The following is a 17,812-nucleotide window of genomic DNA, read 5'->3' as shown; positions in this document are numbered from 1 at the left end:
GAGGTATCACGTATGAGACATTTGACGGAGCCGGCCTATATCCGATGGACACTGATTATCGTGGCCTTGCTCTTCCTCGGCTTGTTTTTGATCCTACCGCTAGTAGCTGTTTTTACAGAAGCGTTTCGGCAAGGGGCGGAGGTGTTCGTGGCGTCCATTACAGAGGAGGAAACATTATCCGCTGTCAAGCTCACCTTGCTTGTCGCTGCCATTAGTGTACCGCTGAATGTGACGTTCGGGATCGCTGCAGCATGGGCAATTGCCAAGTTTTCATTCCCGGGTAAAAATGTGTTGCTTACGTTGATAGACTTGCCATTTGCCGTGTCTCCAGTCATTGCGGGCCTTATCTTTGTCCTCTTGTTTGGGAGTCAAGGTGTGGCGGCGCCCTTGCTTGCGGCATGGGACTTACAAATCATTTTCGCAGTTCCCGGTATCATGCTCGCGACCACCTTTGTTACCTTCCCGTTCGTCGCTCGTGAACTGATTCCGGTCATGGAAGCACAGGGAAGAGACGAGGAGGAAGCAGCAGTCTCGCTCGGAGCAAGCGGCTGGAAAACATTTTTACGCGTCACGCTGCCAAACGTAAAATGGGGACTCCTGTACGGGGTCATTTTGTGTAATGCCCGCGCCATGGGTGAATTCGGGGCAGTATCCGTCGTTTCCGGTCATATCCGTGGCATGACCAATACGCTCCCGTTGCATGTGGAGATTCTCTACAACGAATATCAATTCGCTGCTGCCTTTGCGGTAGCCACCTTGCTTGCTGCCTTAGCCTTGGTGACGCTTATTCTGAAAAGCTTGATCGAGTGGAAAACCGAGCGGCAAGCAAAGCTGGATGAGGAACAACACTACGACGTGACAGGAGAGAGAGCCGGATGAGTATCGAGGTAGTGAACATTACGAAGTCATATAAAAGCTTTACGGCGCTGAAAAATGTGAATCTGCATATCCCGGAAGGCGAACTCGTAGCGCTTCTCGGGCCTTCCGGATCGGGAAAGACGACGCTTTTGCGTCTCATCGCTGGACTGGAGCAACCGCAGGAGGGAAGCATCCTCTTTCACGGAGAGGATAATACGAACCGCGACGTGCGCGAGCGGCAGGTTGGATTTGTTTTTCAGCATTACGCCTTGTTTCGGCATATGAACATTTTTGACAACATTGCGTTTGGGTTGTCCGTTCGCTCCCGCAAAACACGACCGAGCAAGGAGGAAATCAGTGAAAAGGTTCATTCGCTGTTAAAGCTCGTTCAGCTAGAAGGTCTCGCACATCGCTATCCCTCACAGCTATCCGGTGGTCAGCGCCAACGTGTCGCATTGGCGAGGGCATTGGCAGTGGAACCAAAATTTTTGCTGCTGGATGAACCGTTCGGCGCTTTGGATACGAAAGTGAGACAGGAGCTGCGTCGCTGGCTCCGTCATCTGCACGGGAAGCTCGGGCTGACGATTCTGTTCGTCACGCACGATCAGGAGGAAGCGATGGAATTGGCGGATCAGGTAGTTGTGATGAATGAAGGGCGAGTGGAGCAGGTAGGATCGCCCGAAGAAATTTACCACCATCCGGCGAATCCGTTTGTGTACAGCTTTCTGGGGCGGGTCAATTTGTTTCACGGACGAATCCAAAATGGCAAAATCAAGCTCGGCGAAGCAGAGTTCGAGACAGATTGGAAGGATAAAGCGGTGGAGGCTCCCGCTGTTGGATACATGCGACCACATGATGTAGAGATATCGTTGCGACCGCCAGAGGGGAAGTCTGCCAGATCTGTTCAGGCCGAAATTAACCATATTTCGCTCTTGGGTCCGATCGTTCGTCTGGACCTGAAACGTTTGGACACGGATGAGGTTTTTGAGGCAGAGATGAGCAGGCAGCGTTTTATGGAGTTGAACGTAGAGGAGGAGAGCATTGTGTATGTGACGTTGCACAATGTATCGATCTATGTGGATTCACAGCCTCTACAGACACATCGCCCTTCCCTCGTTCCGTTGCAGGCCAGTGTTTGATCCGATTGATTGCAAATAAACCGGTCTGCATTTGCCGCAGGCCGGTTTTTGCTGGAGGCACTCTCTACTCGCCACGTTGCTTGGAGCGTGTCTGTTCTTTGCTAATTGTGTTCGATCTACGAGTTTGCGAAGGGTTTTCTTTCTTTCCCATCTCATTTTTTACACCGTTTTGCTTGGACATTTCTCTGCCTCCTTCCCATTGGATTGCCATGGTAGTTTTCCCTGTGAAAAGGATTTTCATGAATCAAGTGTTTTTTGCTGTGCGCGAAATCGTTTACCTTTTGCAAAATGAGGTCATCTCTGGTAAGATAAGTGTTTGAACGATTCAAAAAAGGCAGGTATTGCGACGATGATAAGCACTCAGAACGTGACGCTGCGCTACGGTAAGCGCGCACTGTTTGAAGATGTATCCATTAAGTTTACCCCAGGTAACTGTTACGGCCTCATCGGTGCGAACGGTGCAGGGAAGTCTACCTTCGTGAAGATCCTCTCCGGAGAGATCGATCCGACGAGTGGTCACGTTTCGGTGACACCGGGCGAGCGTATCGCTGTATTAAAGCAGAACCACTTTGAATTTGACGAGTACGAAGTGTTGAAAACGGTAATTATGGGCCACAAGCGCCTGTTCGAGATCATGGAAGAGAAGACCGCTCTCTACATGAAAGAAGATTTCTCTGAGGAAGACGGCAATCGCGCGTCCCAATTGGAGGGAGAATTCGAAGAGCTGAACGGCTGGATGGCCGAAGCAGATGCAGCTAGCTTGCTGATCGGTCTTGGTATCCCGACTGACTTGCACGACAAGCAGATGAAAGACCTCTCTAGTACGGAGAAGGTACGTGTTCTGTTGGCGCAAGCCCTGTTTGGCAATCCACACATCCTGCTTCTCGATGAGCCTACGAACCACTTGGACATCGAGTCGATTCGTTGGTTGGAAAACTTCCTGGCGGATTATGAAAACACCGTCATCGTTGTATCCCATGACCGTCACTTCCTGAACAAGGTGTGTACGCACATTGCGGATATTGACTTTGGCAAAATCCAAATGTACGTGGGTAACTACGACTTCTGGTACGAATCCAGCCAATTGGCACTGAAAATGGTTCGTGACCAGAATAAGAAGAAAGAAGAAAAAATGAAGGAACTGCAAGAGTTTATTGCGCGTTTCTCTGCGAATGCTTCCAAGTCCAAGCAGGCGACTTCGCGTAAAAAGCTGTTGGAGAAAATTACGTTGGAAGACATTCGTCCTTCCAGCCGTAAGTATCCGTTCATCAACTTCAAGCCAGAGCGTGAAGCGGGTAAAAACCTCGTAGCCATCGAAGGCTTGAGCAAGACGATTGAAGGCGAAAAACTGTTTGAAAACCTTCACCTCACCATCAACAAAGGGGACAAAGTTGCTTTTGTCGGACCAAATGAGCTGGCGAAAACAACCTTCTTCCAAATTTTGATGGGCGAAGTTCAGCCTGATAGCGGTTCTTTCGAATGGGGCGTTACGACTTCCCAAGCGTACTTCCCAAAAGACAATGCGGAGTACTTTAGCTCCGATTTGAGCCTGGTTGACTGGCTGCGCCAATACTCCAAAGATCAAGACGAGACATTCATTCGTGGATTCCTCGGTCGCATGCTGTTCTCTGGAGATGAAGCGCTGAAAAAGTCAAACGTATTGTCCGGGGGAGAAAAAGTTCGTTGCATGCTGTCCAAGATGATGCTGGCGAGTGCCAACGTACTGATCATGGACGAACCGACAAACCACTTGGATTTGGAATCCATTACTGCATTGAATAACGGCTTGATTGAGTTCGACGGTACACTTCTGTTCGTATCTCATGACCACCAGTTCGTTCAAACCATTGCGAACCGGGTCATTGAGTTCACGCCGAAGGGTGTCATTGATAAAATGATGACATATGACGAGTACCTGGAGAGCGATGAAATCAAACGCCTGCGTGATGAGCATTACGCGTAAGCTGCCTACGCACATATAAAAAGCCCTTGTCTTCGCACAAATCGTGCAGAAGTCAGGGGCTTTTTCTCATGTTACGGGGTTTTCCACGAACTCGATTTTAGTAAGGAAGGCTTCCTTGCTCGAGAAAATGACGCGCTCTTTTCGGGGGGAAGTAAAGAACACCACGATATACTGGTCATCTATGTATTCTACCGTGCCTCGTTTCTTTGGTCTCTGTATCGTCTTCACGGGTTTATTCAACCATTCGTTCATCTGTTGTTCCTCCTACCTGGCTTTCCCATTCATTATACCAAGATTAAAGGCGATGCCCAATGACATGTGCAGTTATGGCGATGCGCAGAAGCATTTGATCGTGCCCGTTTTCCGCATTCAATCCAGTCCACTCTCGGATGAGCTGGATGCGGTATTTGATTGTATTTTTATGGACATACAAACGACGCGCGGCTTCCGCGTAATTCCCATCCGCTTGCAAAAACACTTGCAAGGTTTGCAAGAGCTGTCCGTTCTTGTCTCGATCATAGCTTTGAATTTTGCCCAGACATTCTTCTGCAAACGTTTGGGCTTCTGTCGCTGGATCGTCTGCATACATGATTCGCTCGAGTCCTAAGTCGTGGTAGCTTTTGACGTGAAGAGAAGAGACGTTGGCTGGGGGTGTAGAATGGAGAGCAGTTCGCAAGCTGATCAGCGCTTCCCGATAACTACAAACGATGCCTTCTCGCTCAGGATGATATCGCCCAATTCCTGCAAAGACGGGCTGATCCAATTGCTTGGTGACCGTATTCAAGCACTGTTCCTGCAGCCATTGCGAGAGCGGTTCAGTGGGGGCATGAATAGGCATAGGCACGAGCAAGAGGACACGATTTTCCTGATCCAAACCATACAGAATCGCCTCATTTGAGGAAAAAAAGCTGTGCAACGCGTTCAGAAGATGATGGTTTTCTTGCCAAAGTTCCATGCCGGTTTTGTCATGAGGGGAGGAGCTTACGATCATCGCGATATAGTGATCGGACAACTCCCAGCCAACTTCATCCGCCTTTCGCATGAGCATTTCATGTGAGACGATCTGGCCACTGACGAGTTGTTGCAAAAAATCATTGCGAAAACGCTGGAATGTTTCCTGGATGGCTCGTTGTCGCTGCATTTCAAGTGACAAGAGGGCAGCCGTTTGCTCGATGGCGACTTTTTCCCACGCGTAAAGATCACGCTCCCGCTGTCCAATGATGATGGTTCCCTGCACGATTTGGTCGTGGAGAAGCCACCGGACATGGATGCCTTCTTTTTGTCTGCTAAGAGGCTCTTGCGTTAGTCGAATTGGGGCGCGTTGACCGTATAGCTTGTCCAATGAATCATCGCCTGGGAACGAACCAAGCGAGGAATCCCATTTCCATTTATGCTGGGGGACATGGATGGATACAGGAGCATCAAGGGTATCGGACAGTAAATCTGTCAAAGTAGAAATCGGAGCTCCTCCCGTTAAATAGTGATGAAACCGTTCATAAATGGCATGGGTTCTGTCTAGCTCGATGCGCTGTTTGTCATTGATGTATTGAACGACTGGCACGATGACATCCGACCAAGCTTTATTCATCGGAAAGGACAGGATAGGAAATGCCTTTTTCGTAGCGTGGGAGAGAACGGCTTCAGGAAGGTCCTCGATGTACCGACCTAATTTGATGGCAAGCCCGGGGGTGCCGATGGTGACTAGCTCATCGATGAGTGTTATCAGCCGTTTCGTACATGTTTTTTGCTGAGAGAGAAATGGAAAGCCTGTCGTCAGAACGAATTCACCAGCACGCAGCCACCTGTGGCCATCGGGAGAATCAAACGAGGTGACGCCCAGCAGTTCATTCTCTAAAGAGTCCGCGCCTGCAAGCACTGACGATTCATCAAAGCCACCAACTAGTATGAGCTCACGGACAGTAATCATTACGCTCACCATGCTTTCATCATCTTTTAGCTACTTGTACAAAACACCGTTCCATTTTCTAGTCATGTGAACAAAGGAAATAATTGAATTTTTAGATAATACTAATGTACATGTCCAGGATGTGTACAGGCAATGGGACAAATCGAGCAAACTGGGGGGAGTCGTATGAAAGCGAGGGATTGGCTAGGAGTACTGCCGTTCATTGGGATGCTAGGAGGAATTCCGTTTGTGAATCGGGTAGAGCCTTACGTATTAGGCATGCCGTTTGTCCTATTTTGGATCGTTCTCTGGGTTGTCTTAACTTCCGTCATCATGGCATTCCTCAACAAAATCGACCCTGCTACAAAGGAGGACAGCCAATGAATATTGCCTTGATCATTATTTTTGCCTTTTTATTGCTGTCCTTCTACTCCGGTATTCGTGCGCAACGAGGGAAAGACATGAATATGGAACAATGGACCGTTGGCGGTAGAGGATTCGGTTCGATCTTTATTTTCTTGCTGGTAGCAGGCGAGATTTATACGACATTTACCTTTTTGGGAGGCAGTGGTTGGGCGTACTCCAAAGGGGCACCTTCTTATTACGTTCTCTCTTACATTTCCCTCGCCTATGTCATTTCCTACTGGCTCTTGCCGCCCATTTGGCGGTATGCCAAAGAGCATAAGCTCGTCTCCCAATCCGATTTTTTTGTAAGCAAATACAATAGTCCGATACTCGGCATTTTGGTCGCAGCGGTCGGAGTCATTGCGATTATTCCGTATCTCGTCCTCCAATTCAAAGGATTGGGGATCATCGTGTCGGAAGCATCCTATGGCTCGATTTCACCTGCTGCTGCGATATGGATCGGAGTCATTGCTGTGACCATTTACGTCATGATCTCAGGAATTCACGGTTCGGCTTGGACGGCTGCGATCAAGGACATCATGATTTTCTTTGTCGTCGTTTTCCTCGGGCTTTACCTTCCGTTTCATTATTACGGGGGTATCCAACCGATGTTTGAAGCCGTACAAGCTTCCAATCCTGGTTTCTTGACGTTCCCTGAGGAGGGATTAAGTATTTCCTGGTATATTTCAACGGTGCTGGTCACGGTGTTCGGATTTTACATGTGGCCGCATACGTTCGGTTCCGTGTTTTCAGCGAAAAATGCAAATGTGTTCCGCAAAAATACGATCATGCTGCCGCTCTATACCTTGATGCTGTTGTTTGTGTTCTTTGTCGGCTTTACGGCGATTCTGCAAGTGCCCGGATTAAAAGGGGCGGACGGTGATTTGTCCTTGCTCCGTCTGTCGTTGCAAACATTCGATCCGTGGGTAGTCGGGATCATTGGAGCAGCAGGCTTGTTAACTGCGCTCGTACCAGGCTCCATGCTATTGATGACAGGGGCAACGCTCTTGGCGAAAAATGTGTACAAAGTCATGGCTCCGCACACATCTGACGCACAAATCGCCCGGATTGCCAAATGGTTAGTGCCTGTCATCTCGTTGATCTCGCTGTATTTTGCAATGAGTGGGGGAGATACGCTCGTAACGCTGTTATTAATGGGCTACAGCTTGGTCACACAGTTATTCCCGGCATTGCTTTTTAGTCTTCCTGCCAAGCCGTGGGTAAATAAATACGGTGCGTTTGCCGGGATTTTATGTGGGGTGTCAACCGTTGCGTATGTGACGATTTTCCAAGTGACGATAGCGACTATGTTTCCGAATTGGCCAGCCGTTGTCAAAGACTTGAACATTGGTGTCGTGGCATTGCTAGTCAATATCGTCGTGATGTTTACTGTGACGTTTTTGACGAAGAATCTTTTTGCACTCAATCGTCATGCGGCAAACACAGAAGGGACACCCACTCTTTAATACTCATTTCCTAAAGGGGGCAGTTATATGGCAGATATGGTTTTTCTCAATGGACAGGTGATCACGGTAGATCATGAGAATCGGGTGGCAGAAGCAGTGGCAGTCAGAGGGAATCGCATTCTTGCTGTCGGGTCTAGTGAAGATGTGAAACAGTTGATTCAATCACATACAAACGTTATTGATTTACAAGGGAAGAGTCTATTGCCCGGCTTCATCGATGCCCATCTGCATATTACGATTTACGGTACGAACAAACTGGGAGTCGATTGCAAAGCGAGAGGGATCAGGTCGATTGATGATCTGCTCACCGCACTGAAAGAACAAGCGGCAAAAACACCAGCAGGAGAATGGGTGAGGGCATGTGGTTTCGATGAAAATCTCATGATCGAGCAACGCTATCCGACAATCGCCGAGCTGGATGAAGTGACGACAGCGCATCCTGTTTTTGTCATGAGGACGTGCGCTCATCACTCAGTCGTAAACAGCAGAGCGCTTGCCATAGCGGGTTACGACAGAGAGACAGCCGATCCCCAAGGTGGACGTATTGATCGTGATGCAGATGGTGAGCTAACGGGATTCCTCATCGAAACGGCACATATGAACCTATTTGAAAAAGCGGCTTTTACAGAAGTAGAGTATATCGAAGGTTTGCGATTAGCTTCGAAAGACTTTGTTGCTGCGGGGATTACGAGCATCCACGATGCGGGAGGATACGGTCCAGAGAACTATCGGGCGATGCAAAAAGCGGTACAGAAAGGTGACGTGAAAGTTCGCATCTACGCAATGGTTTGTGCGCTGAATCAATCCGATGATTTTGTCCGAAAGATGGTCGATGCAGGGATGGTAACGGGTACGGGGAATGCTCGGTTCCGTATCGGACCCGCGAAAGTTTTTACAGATGGGGCAAGCATTGCGCCCACGATGGCCATGCGTGAACCGTTCACCAGCCGACCAGATGATTATGGAATTCTCTACTATGAACAGGACGAGTTGAATACCATTTTGGGAGAGGCACATGCAAAAGGTTTTCAAATTACCGCTCATGCCCAGGGAGATCGAGCGATTGACATGCTGCTGACATGCTTTGAAACGGCACTAGAAGCGCATCCGCGCGAGAACCACCGACATCGAATTGAACATGCGGGTGTATCTGCGCCTGATCTGCTGGCAAGAATGGCTCGGCTAGGCGTCGTACCCATCCCAAATCCTGCTTTTATCTACGATTACGGTGATTCGTATGTGACCAACATCGGAGAGCGTGTCCGACATATGTTTCCGGCGAGGGATCAGTTCGACGCGGGGATCGTTACGGCAGGAGCGTCGGATAGTCCCGTGACTGATTTCAACCCGCTGATTGGGATTCATACTGCCGTTAATCGGTTGAGTAAAACAGGTCAGGATGTGGGGGGAAATCAAAGGGTCAGCATCATGGAGGCGATTCGCATGTTTACTTGGAACGGAGCGTACGCCAGTTTTGAGGAGGGGATCAAAGGGAGTATTGAAGTCGGGAAGCTGGCTGATCTCGTGGTGCTGGACGGCGATATTTTGGCAACGCGGGCAGATCGTATCAAAGAGCTGCGCGTAGACAAAACGATGATCGATGGGGAGTTCGTCTATCAACGCCAAGATGAGGAGGTTTTACAAGCATGAACGTAAAAGCGAGAAAGCTAGCGATCAATGAAGAACGACTGCAAAAACGAATCGAGCAATTGGCGCAAATCGGGAAAATAGGGGAAACGGGTGTATGTCGACTCGCTTTGTCTGCTGAAGACCGGGCAGGCGTAGAGCTGGTGCGTAGCTGGATGGAAGAAGCTGGTCTTCAGACGCGGATCGATGACTTCGGCAATTTGATTGGTCGGATGACGGGGAAGGATGATCAAGCCCCGATCTTGATGATTGGCTCGCATATCGATTCGCAGCCATACGGTGGTCAGTACGATGGTGTGATCGGGGTATTGGGCGGGCTGGAGGTTGTCCAGACGTTGAGTGAACAAGGGGTCATGCCTGCACAGTCGATTGAAATCATTGCGTTTTGTGACGAAGAAGGATGCCGGTTTCAAAAAGGACTGTTTGGTTCCAAAGGCATTCTCGGCATGCTGGACCCGACGGACTTGGAGCGGACGGACAAAAACGGGATCACACGCAGGCAGGCACTCGTTGATTTTGGATGCGACCCTGATCGCCTAGAAGCGTCTATTTATACAAAAGGCAGCATCGGTGCTTATCTGGAGCTGCATATTGAGCAGGGGCCGATTCTCGATGATGCGAAAGAAGCGATTGGAATCGTGTCTGCGATATCAGGGCCTTTGTGGTGGACGGTCGAGCTGACTGGTTTTGCCGGGCACGCTGGTTCTGTACCGATGCCGATGAGAAAGGATGCACTTGTCGGAGCAGCAAAAGTAATTTTGGCTGTGAACGAGCTGGCAAAGCTCGATCCACAAGCGCCAACAGTCGGGACAGTCGGTCACTTGGAGGTTTTCCCGGATTCGCGCAACATCATTCCAGAGCGGGTACGTTTTTCGATTGATTTGCGGGATATCGATTTGCAGCGTCGTGACGAGCGTGAACAAGCATTGCGCGAGGCGATTGAGCTAGCCGCTGTAGAAGGTGGATTGCAATTTACGATCACCGAAGATACGAATAGTGACCCGCGTTATTGTGCAGACTGGATAAAGGCAATCATGCATGAGGAGAGCAGCAAGCTCGGTGCTTCTGTGCGCGAACTGATGAGCGGTCCTTTCCATGACGCTTTGGCGCTCTCCTACGTTTGTGATTACGGGATGATTTTTGTCCGCTGTAAGGACGGTATCAGTCATAATCCGCAAGAATACGCAGCCTATGAAGACGTGGCACTGGGAACAGAGCTGCTCTACAAAACCGTATTGCGGATGAGTAGCAACCAATAAGGGAGAGAGTCGCCCGTCTAAGTGGATAGGCGACTTTTTCATACAGTCAATGGCGAGACTTTACAGACTGTTTTTGATATATTTTAGTCTGAGAGGTTCTTATCACGTTTGAGGAAGGAAGAATGGCATGAAAATGCGTGTTTCCGCTGTGCAGTATCATCTGCATACCATACATAGCTTTGAAGACTTTGCCAATCAAGTTGAGCACTACGTGAAAAACGCACAAGAGTACGACACAGAATTTCTCCTTTTCCCGGAGCTGTTTACGACTCAACTCATGTCGATTGGAGACGAGCAGGGCAATGCGCTGCCGATTACGGCATTGCCATCATTCACGGACCGATATGTCGAGCTGTTTCGTTCCCTCGCTGCCAAATACGAGATGTATCTGATTGGTGGAACGCACATCATCGAGGAAAACGGCAAGCTTTACAATACGGCTTTTCTGTTTTACCCGGATGGACGTGTAGGGCAGCAGAAAAAAATCCATATCACGCCATGGGAAGTAAAAGGCTGGAACATGGGGGCTGGCGACTCGTTGCAAATCTTTGAGACCGACAAAGGGAAAGTCGCGATGATTATTTGCTACGACATCGAGTTCCCTGAGTGGGTGCGCATCGCCAAAGCACGGGGCGCAGACGTCATTTTCTGCCCATCCTGCACGGATGATCGCCACGCTTTCCACCGCGTACGTTATACCAGTCATGCCCGGACGATTGAAAACCAGGTGTATGTCGTACTGACTGGAACCGTAGGCTCGCTGCCGACAGTTGATTTCATGCGAGCAAACTTTGGACAAGCGGCGATCTTGACGCCAAACGATGTTCCGTTCCCTCCGCGAGGCATTCTTGCTGAAGGGGAAATCAACCACGACATGATGGTAACCGCTGACCTGGATATCCAATTGCTATACGACGTGCGGGAAAAAGGATCCGTCACAACGTGGCGCGACCGCCGCACCGATTTGTATACAGACTGGAAGTAAAGCATTCCATCGTGATCAGGACAGCAGGAGGATGAATATGTACAGAAAAGAGCTGTATGTATTTGAAGGGAACAAGCCACGCAAAGCCGTCATACGCAACTACAATCATGCAGACTTCTTCGAATTGATCCAAATCCAGGCGGAGAGCTTTCCCCCGCCGTTCCCGTCTGAGTTATGGTGGAACCAGGAGCAGCTGATGAACCATATTACGCTGTTTCCAGAAGGTGCCATTTGTGTAGAAGTGGACGGGGTTTTGGCGGGTTCGATGACAGGGTTGCTCGTGAGGTTTGATCCGGCTCACCCCGAGCATAAGTGGGAGGATGTCACGGATAGCGGTTATATCCGTAATCACGATCCGCAAGGGGACACCCTGTACATCGTAGACATTTGCATTCGTCCGAGCTTCCGCAAGCTGGGATTGGGTCAACAGATGATGCAAGCGATGTATGAGCTGGTGGTACAAAAAGGACTGCGCAGATTGCTCGGCGGAGGTCGCATGCCAGGATATGGACGTTATGCAGACCAATGGACACCTGAGCAGTATTTGGAGCGTGTTCTGACAGGGGAAGTAAGAGACCCGGTGATTACATTTCTCATGCGCTGCGGTCGTACGCCTGTTCAGGTCGTGGCGAATTATTTGGAAGATGAGGAATCTCGCAACTACGCGACACTCATGGAATGGAAAAATCCATTTCAGCAGCATCTGTAGGGCGTTTATCCGACATAATCGATCAAGAGGGGATATGACTGATGGAATTCGTACGTATTCAACATATTGACAATCCGCTGTTTGCGAAGATGCACCGTTTGATGCAAGAGGTTTTCCCGCCTGAGGAAGTATTGGAGTACGATCTGTGGAAAGAACCGCTGGAAGATCCGGGTATTCGTGTATTTGTAGCTGTACACGAAGGAGAAGTTGTGGGCGCTACCGAATACCGTTATTACACAGACATGAACGTAGCCATGACAGACTTCACGATCATTGGTCAAGAAGGTCTCGGAGTGGGCCGATTCCTCGCCAGAGAGCGTCAAAAAGACCTGCTCGCTCTGGCTGCTGAAAACGGCAAGGAGCTGTACGGGATGTTTGCAGAAATCTACGACCCGTACCGTGTGGAAGAACACAACTTTGGCGGGATCAAGCCAATGGACCCATTTGTACGCCGTGAAGTGCTCTCTCATCTCGGCTACAAACGTACGAGCTTTACCTATGTACATCCGTCCTGGCAAAATGACGGGGAAGCGGTATCTGGACTTGATCTGGGCTTCATGCCGACAAACGAAGAGCAAACAACCCTCGAAGCGGATCTGATCGTCACGTTCTTGAAGCGTTATTACGCCGTGCTTCCACAAAAGCCACAAGCATGGCTCGACATGGTGAAAGACTTGGAGAGTAAAGAAACTGTAGAACTGCTTCCTATCTAATCGCAAGACAACAAGAACCAACTCTCCTGTGGAGCTATGTTCACGGCTCCATGGGAGTTTTTCGTAGTAGACCAGTCAGATTATTACGAAAAATGCATGCCGTAGGAAGAGGGATTCAAAATGAAAATCATCACGCTATGCGGGTCTACCAAATTCAAAAAAGAATTTGAGCAGGCGAATACGTATTTGACTCTCCAAGGAAACATCGTGATGAGCGTAGCTTTTTTTGAACAGAGCGAGGGCTTTGAGATATCACAGGAGCAAGCAGATCTACTCACTGACATTCACTTTCGAAAAATTGATTTGTCCGACGAGATTTTTGTCATCGATGTAGAGGGCTATATCGGAAGCAGTACAAGCAAGGAAATTGCGTATGCAAAAGAACAAGGAAAGCCGGTTCATTATTACTCCAAGAGTGGGATCAACGATAAAGTGATTGCCGCATTCTTTCACTAACGAGAAAATACAGAGGTGAAACAGGTGAATGCTCAAAATCTAGCATCGATCTTCCTTTACATAGCCGTCATCTTTCACTTGCTGGGCATGAGTGGCTGGACTTCTGCCAAGCTGGCACAACCAATCGAGCTCGCCATCCTCGCGCTGATGCTCCTGTCCATTTTCATTTTACGGAAAAAGAAACGAAAAAAGCGTCGGGCAAGAAGGCCAGCACCAGAAGTAGCAGTCATGCTTGAGAATGCCGAGGAAGGAGAGCCAGGCAAATGATCCATGACATCCACATGCAGGCGATTCTGGATGCTTCCCATGACGGCATCATCGCGGTCGATCGGGATTCTATTATTATCGGGGTCAATAAAAACGCGATGGAAATACTCGGTCTGCCAGGCAATATCGTGGGACAAAAAATTACCCGTTATATTCCCAATTCAGATATGTTGAGAATTTTGGCAACGGGAAAAAAAGAGCGAGGGGATATCGCGACGATCCTGAATCGGCAAATTATCATCAACCGTTTGCCGATTGTCGTAAAGGGTGAAATCGTGGGAGCGGTGTCCACTTTTAAAGAGATCACCGACATTCAAAAAATGGAGATGCGCATTCGCAAGCAGAGCATGGAGAGTGGCTTGGAAGCCAAATTCCGCCTGGAGGATATTGTGGGAGAATCATCTGCGATCCGCGAAGCGAAGGTATGGGCGGAAACATTTGCACGGACAGATGCGACGGTTCTCATTCAGGGGGAGACTGGAACTGGCAAGGAGTTGTTTGCCCAAGGAATTCATTTGAGCAGCCAGCGTGCAACCGGGCCCTTCATCCCGGTTAACTGTGCGGCGCTCCCCGGCAATTTATTGGAGAGCGAGTTGTTCGGATACGAGGAGGGCGCTTTTACTGGCGCGCGAAAAGGTGGAAAGCCTGGGCTGTTTGAATTGGCACACGGAGGCACGCTGTTCCTCGATGAAATCGGAGAGATGTCGATCCCGATCCAAGCGTTGCTCTTGCGTATCTTGCAGGAGAAAAAAGTCCGCAGAATCAGCGGAGAGCGCATCGTCCCTGTCGATGTGAGAATTATCGCGGCAACGAATCGGGATTTGGAACGACTGGTAGAGGAAAAGGAGTTTCGCTCAGACTTGTACTTCCGATTGAATGTGCTGACGTTAGAGCTGCCTGCTTTACGAGAGCGAATTGAAGATATTCCGCTATTGGTGGCATCGATCATTGGAGAGATCAAGGAACGGGAAAATAAAAGGCATCTGAAAGTAGAAGAGGCCGTTTTCCGCGTTCTCAAACAATACGACTGGCCAGGTAACGTACGAGAGCTGCGCAACGTGGTGGAAAGAATGGTCTTGCTCTGTAAGAATGACGCGCTTGGCAAGGAGGACACTGCTTTTTTTGCCAAGAAGCTGTATCAGCGGCAATCTTACCGAGATCAAGAAGAGAGAGAAGCAGAAGTCATCCGAAAGGTTTTGGCGGAGACGAAGGGAAACAAGGGAGAAGCGGCGAAAATTTTGGGAATGGATCGGTCTACGCTGTGGAGAAAAATGAAGCGCTACGAAAGATTGTAGAAATTGATGCAATTGCAACATCAGCGATGCATGTTTGCAACAGAGTGGCTCCGTTATTTGTTTAATTTACAGAAAATTAAAAACATATTCATTTGGCATGGTAGTTGCTTATTTATGGAGGACACAACGCTTACGACTTTTACGAAAAGGCGAGGGGAGAGCATGACACCACAACCGATTATTCGTGTAGAAAATGTCTCGTTTGCCTATCAGGTTAACCAAGATCAACAAATTCCTGTTCTGCAAAATGTCTCCCTAGAAGTGTTTCCAGGAGAGTATGTCGCCATCATCGGTCATAATGGGTCCGGTAAGTCAACGCTGTCTAAGCATCTCAATGGAATTTTGACTCCAAACGATGGCGATGTCATCGTTAACGGAATCAACACGCGTGAAAAACAGCGAATTCATGAAGTGAGGAGCCGTGTCGGGATGGTTTTTCAGCATCCGGACAATCAGATTGTCGCGACGATTGTAGAGGATGATGTGGCCTTCGGACTGGAGAACATAGGGACATCTGCAGAAGAGATGAAAACACGAGTGGATTTTGCCCTAGAGGCAGTAGGAATGAGTGCCTTTCGCCATCGACCGCCTCATCATTTGTCTGGTGGACAAAAGCAACGGATCGCCATTGCGGGGATATTGGCGATGAAGCCACAATGCCTCGTCATGGACGAAGCGACGAGTATGCTGGACAGCTACGGTAGACAGGATATACTAGCAGTCGTTCGCAAGCTGCATCGCGAAGGAATGACGATCGTCACCGTGACCCATCACATGTCAGAGGTAGCAGAAGCAGATCGCGTCATCGTAATGGAGGGCGGCAAGATCGTATTGGAGGGTACTCCACGTGAAGTATTTTCCCATCAGGAAAGACTTCGCGAGCTTCATCTGGATGTTCCAGACGCGAGCCGAATTGCTCATCTCGTTCACTCCGAATATCACGAATTTACACCTGATCTCATCCACAATGCGGAAGTTGTCGCGGAGGTTAATCGTTTATACGTCAGACAAGCGGAGGCGAGTGGTTCATGACGCAACCGATCGTAAACGTAGAAAATCTATCTCATGTCTACATGCACGGAACGCCTCTCGAACATCGGGCCCTCGACCAGGTAAGCATCCAGGTGGCAGAAGGCGAATGCTTGGCCATTATCGGTCATACTGGATCGGGAAAATCGACGTTAATCCAGCATTTTAACGGCCTGATTCGCCCGCAATCCGGTACGGTCATCATCAATGGAATGGACGTATCTTCACCCAAGATCGATATTCGTACGTTGCGTAGACAAGTAGGACTCGTTTTTCAAAACCCGGAGGATCAACTTTTCGAAAAACTGGTCGGTGATGACGTAGCCTACGGACCTTTTCGGATGGGGCTCCCTTTAGAGGAAGTGCGGCGACGTGTACAGTGGGCGATGGACTTAGTTGGCCTCTCGTTTCAGGAGATGAAAGACCGTCCGACTTTTGCCTTAAGTGGTGGGCAGAAGCGCAAGGTGGCATTGGCTGGCGTCCTTTCCTTGCAACCCAAGGTTCTCGTACTTGACGAGCCAACAGCAGGGCTGGACCCGCGCTCTCGTCATGAGCTATTGGAGCGCATCCGCCGTCTCAATCGGGAAGAAAAGCTAACGGTTATTTTCGTCTCACACAATATGGAAGAGGTCGCCAAGCTTGCTGATCGTGTCTACGTCATGGCAAACGGCAAATCAGTCTGTGAAGGGACACCACGACAAATTTTTGGCAATCAGGAATTGCTGCGGCAGCATCATATCGGCACACCGGAATCGGTAGATATTTTATACAGACTTCGTGAGCAGGGCTACAGCATCGATGCTAGCGCTTTTTTACCCGAAGAGACAGCGATGGAAATTTTGAAACTGATGAACCGCTAAGGAGGGGGTCCACATGTCAGCAGAATTTGAATTGACGCGCAATATTACCATCGGTCAATATTTACCCACTGCTTCGGTCGTTCATCGTCTCGATCCTCGTTTCAAGCTGGGTGCTTTCGTCATCCTCATCTTAGCGATTGCCATCTGCGATACATACGTGGGTAATCTGTTTGCTTTAGCCATTTGTATCTGGATGTTTCAAATCTCGAAAATCCCCCTACATTACGGTATATCCGGTATCAAGCCCGCTATCCCCTTTATCATGATTTTGGCGATCATGCAGTTACTATTTTACGGGGAGGTTGTCAATGGCGGAACCGTTTATTTGAAATACGGCTTCATCACGATCACGAGTGAGAGTGTACGCCTCGTTATCGTGTCTGCCATACGTTTCGTAGAAGTAATCTTCTTATCGAGTGTCCTCACGCTCAGCACTTCGACGACGGAACTTACACACGGAATGGAGCGATTGCTGGGGCCATTAGAAAAAGTAAAGTTTCCGGTTCATGCCTTTGCTTTGATCATCACGATTGCTGTGCGCTTTGTACCTACCTTCGCGATGGAAATGGAAAAAATGATGAAAGCACAAGCATCCCGTGGTGCAGATTTCGGTACAGGAGAATGGTGGCGGATCATCCAGCGAACAAAAGACATGTTTCCCATCATCATCCCGCTGTTTAATGTGGCGCTCTCCAGAGCAGAAGATTTGATTTTGGCAATGGAAGCCAGATGCTACACACCAGGTGCTGCACGGACCAGATACACCCAATACAAGGCTGTAGGCAAAGATTACGTCGCGCTGATCGTGAGTATTGTCATTTCAGCCGTCATGCTCGCCATACCTTGGTAAGGGAG

At 49.1% G+C, this 17,812-nt stretch carries 18 protein-coding genes; 16 read left to right on the top strand and 2 right to left on the bottom strand.

Annotated features, from left to right (window positions below; genetic code table 11):
• The first annotated feature begins 12 nt into the window (after nucleotides 1-12).
• The 3 genes from cysW (at nucleotide 13) to C7R92_RS24275 (ending at nucleotide 3,960) form a co-directional block, all read left to right on the top strand.
• Entirely contained in the window at nucleotides 13-879 is an 867-nt protein-coding gene (cysW, locus tag C7R92_RS32610; protein WP_208636231.1) for a sulfate ABC transporter permease subunit CysW, read from the top strand.
• Nucleotides 876-1,997, top strand: coding sequence for a sulfate/molybdate ABC transporter ATP-binding protein (locus tag C7R92_RS24280; RefSeq protein ID WP_017248196.1), 1,122 nt, complete (start codon nucleotides 876-878; stop codon nucleotides 1,995-1,997). The genes cysW and C7R92_RS24280 overlap by 4 nt, the downstream gene beginning before the upstream one ends.
• 349 nt (nucleotides 1,998-2,346) lie before the next feature.
• Complete coding sequence (locus C7R92_RS24275; RefSeq protein ID WP_069845498.1) at nucleotides 2,347-3,960, top strand: ABC-F family ATP-binding cassette domain-containing protein; 1,614 nt, start codon at nucleotides 2,347-2,349, stop codon at nucleotides 3,958-3,960.
• A 66-nt stretch (nucleotides 3,961-4,026) separates the two neighbouring features.
• Here the strand turns inward: C7R92_RS24275 and C7R92_RS24270 are convergent, their stop codons facing one another.
• Entirely contained in the window at nucleotides 4,027-4,212 is a 186-nt protein-coding gene (locus C7R92_RS24270) for a hypothetical protein (RefSeq protein WP_069845267.1), read from the bottom strand.
• 43 nt (nucleotides 4,213-4,255) lie between these two features.
• Nucleotides 4,256-5,899: a PucR family transcriptional regulator gene (locus tag C7R92_RS24265; protein WP_106835937.1), complete on the bottom strand. Its 1,644-nt coding sequence runs from the start codon at nucleotides 5,897-5,899 to the stop codon at nucleotides 4,256-4,258.
• 153 nt (nucleotides 5,900-6,052) lie between these two features.
• Here C7R92_RS24265 and C7R92_RS24260 point away from each other — a divergent pair, with 153 nt between their 5' ends.
• From C7R92_RS24260 to C7R92_RS24200, 13 genes are all read left to right on the top strand, one after another.
• Nucleotides 6,053-6,250, top strand: coding sequence for a DUF3311 domain-containing protein (locus tag C7R92_RS24260; protein WP_106836000.1), 198 nt, complete (start codon nucleotides 6,053-6,055; stop codon nucleotides 6,248-6,250).
• A complete protein-coding gene (locus C7R92_RS24255; protein ID WP_106835936.1) occupies nucleotides 6,247-7,737 on the top strand; it encodes a sodium:solute symporter family protein in 1,491 nt (496 codons plus the stop codon). Before C7R92_RS24260 ends, C7R92_RS24255 begins: the two co-directional genes overlap by 4 nt.
• Nucleotides 7,738-7,764: 27 nt before the next feature.
• Nucleotides 7,765-9,387 (top strand): amidohydrolase, encoded by a 1,623-nt coding sequence (locus C7R92_RS24250; RefSeq protein ID WP_106835935.1) that lies wholly within the window; start codon nucleotides 7,765-7,767, stop codon nucleotides 9,385-9,387.
• Nucleotides 9,384-10,643 (top strand): M20 family metallo-hydrolase, encoded by a 1,260-nt coding sequence (locus C7R92_RS24245; protein ID WP_106835934.1) that lies wholly within the window; start codon nucleotides 9,384-9,386, stop codon nucleotides 10,641-10,643. Before C7R92_RS24250 ends, C7R92_RS24245 begins: the two co-directional genes overlap by 4 nt.
• A 127-nt stretch (nucleotides 10,644-10,770) precedes the next feature.
• On the top strand, nucleotides 10,771-11,628 hold the full coding sequence (locus C7R92_RS24240; RefSeq protein ID WP_017248204.1) for a carbon-nitrogen hydrolase family protein: 858 nt from the start codon (nucleotides 10,771-10,773) through the stop codon (nucleotides 11,626-11,628).
• A gap of 37 nt (nucleotides 11,629-11,665) precedes the next feature.
• Nucleotides 11,666-12,337 carry a GNAT family N-acetyltransferase gene (locus C7R92_RS24235; RefSeq protein WP_106835933.1) on the top strand — a complete coding sequence of 224 codons (672 nt, stop codon included), beginning with the start codon at nucleotides 11,666-11,668 and terminating at the stop codon, nucleotides 12,335-12,337.
• 41 nt (nucleotides 12,338-12,378) lie between these two features.
• The gene (locus C7R92_RS24230; protein ID WP_106835932.1) at nucleotides 12,379-13,050 is read left to right on the top strand and encodes a GNAT family N-acetyltransferase; all 672 of its coding nucleotides are present in this window, start codon (nucleotides 12,379-12,381) and stop codon (nucleotides 13,048-13,050) included.
• Between the two features lie 120 nt (nucleotides 13,051-13,170).
• Nucleotides 13,171-13,506, top strand: a complete 336-nt coding sequence (locus C7R92_RS24225) for a DUF4406 domain-containing protein (RefSeq protein ID WP_106835931.1) — start codon at nucleotides 13,171-13,173, stop codon at nucleotides 13,504-13,506.
• Nucleotides 13,507-13,530: 24 nt separating this feature from the next.
• Nucleotides 13,531-13,773 (top strand): hypothetical protein, encoded by a 243-nt coding sequence (locus C7R92_RS24220; RefSeq protein ID WP_017248208.1) that lies wholly within the window; start codon nucleotides 13,531-13,533, stop codon nucleotides 13,771-13,773.
• On the top strand, nucleotides 13,770-15,068 hold the full coding sequence (locus tag C7R92_RS24215) for a sigma-54 interaction domain-containing protein (protein WP_106835930.1): 1,299 nt from the start codon (nucleotides 13,770-13,772) through the stop codon (nucleotides 15,066-15,068). Before C7R92_RS24220 ends, C7R92_RS24215 begins: the two co-directional genes overlap by 4 nt.
• A 162-nt stretch (nucleotides 15,069-15,230) precedes the next feature.
• Complete coding sequence (locus C7R92_RS24210; RefSeq protein ID WP_106835929.1) at nucleotides 15,231-16,100, top strand: energy-coupling factor transporter ATPase; 870 nt, start codon at nucleotides 15,231-15,233, stop codon at nucleotides 16,098-16,100.
• Nucleotides 16,097-16,957: an energy-coupling factor transporter ATPase gene (locus C7R92_RS24205; RefSeq protein WP_017248211.1), complete on the top strand. Its 861-nt coding sequence runs from the start codon at nucleotides 16,097-16,099 to the stop codon at nucleotides 16,955-16,957. The genes C7R92_RS24210 and C7R92_RS24205 overlap by 4 nt, the downstream gene beginning before the upstream one ends.
• A gap of 13 nt (nucleotides 16,958-16,970) precedes the next feature.
• Entirely contained in the window at nucleotides 16,971-17,807 is an 837-nt protein-coding gene (locus tag C7R92_RS24200; protein ID WP_106835928.1) for an energy-coupling factor transporter transmembrane component T family protein, read from the top strand.
• The last annotated feature ends 5 nt before the right edge of the window (nucleotides 17,808-17,812 follow it).

This window comes from Brevibacillus porteri (genome assembly GCF_003013475.1).
Taxonomy (GTDB): Bacteria; Bacillota; Bacilli; order Brevibacillales; family Brevibacillaceae; genus Brevibacillus; species Brevibacillus porteri.
Note: the sequence above shows the minus strand (reverse complement) of the source record. Positions and strands in the feature narration are given on the sequence as shown.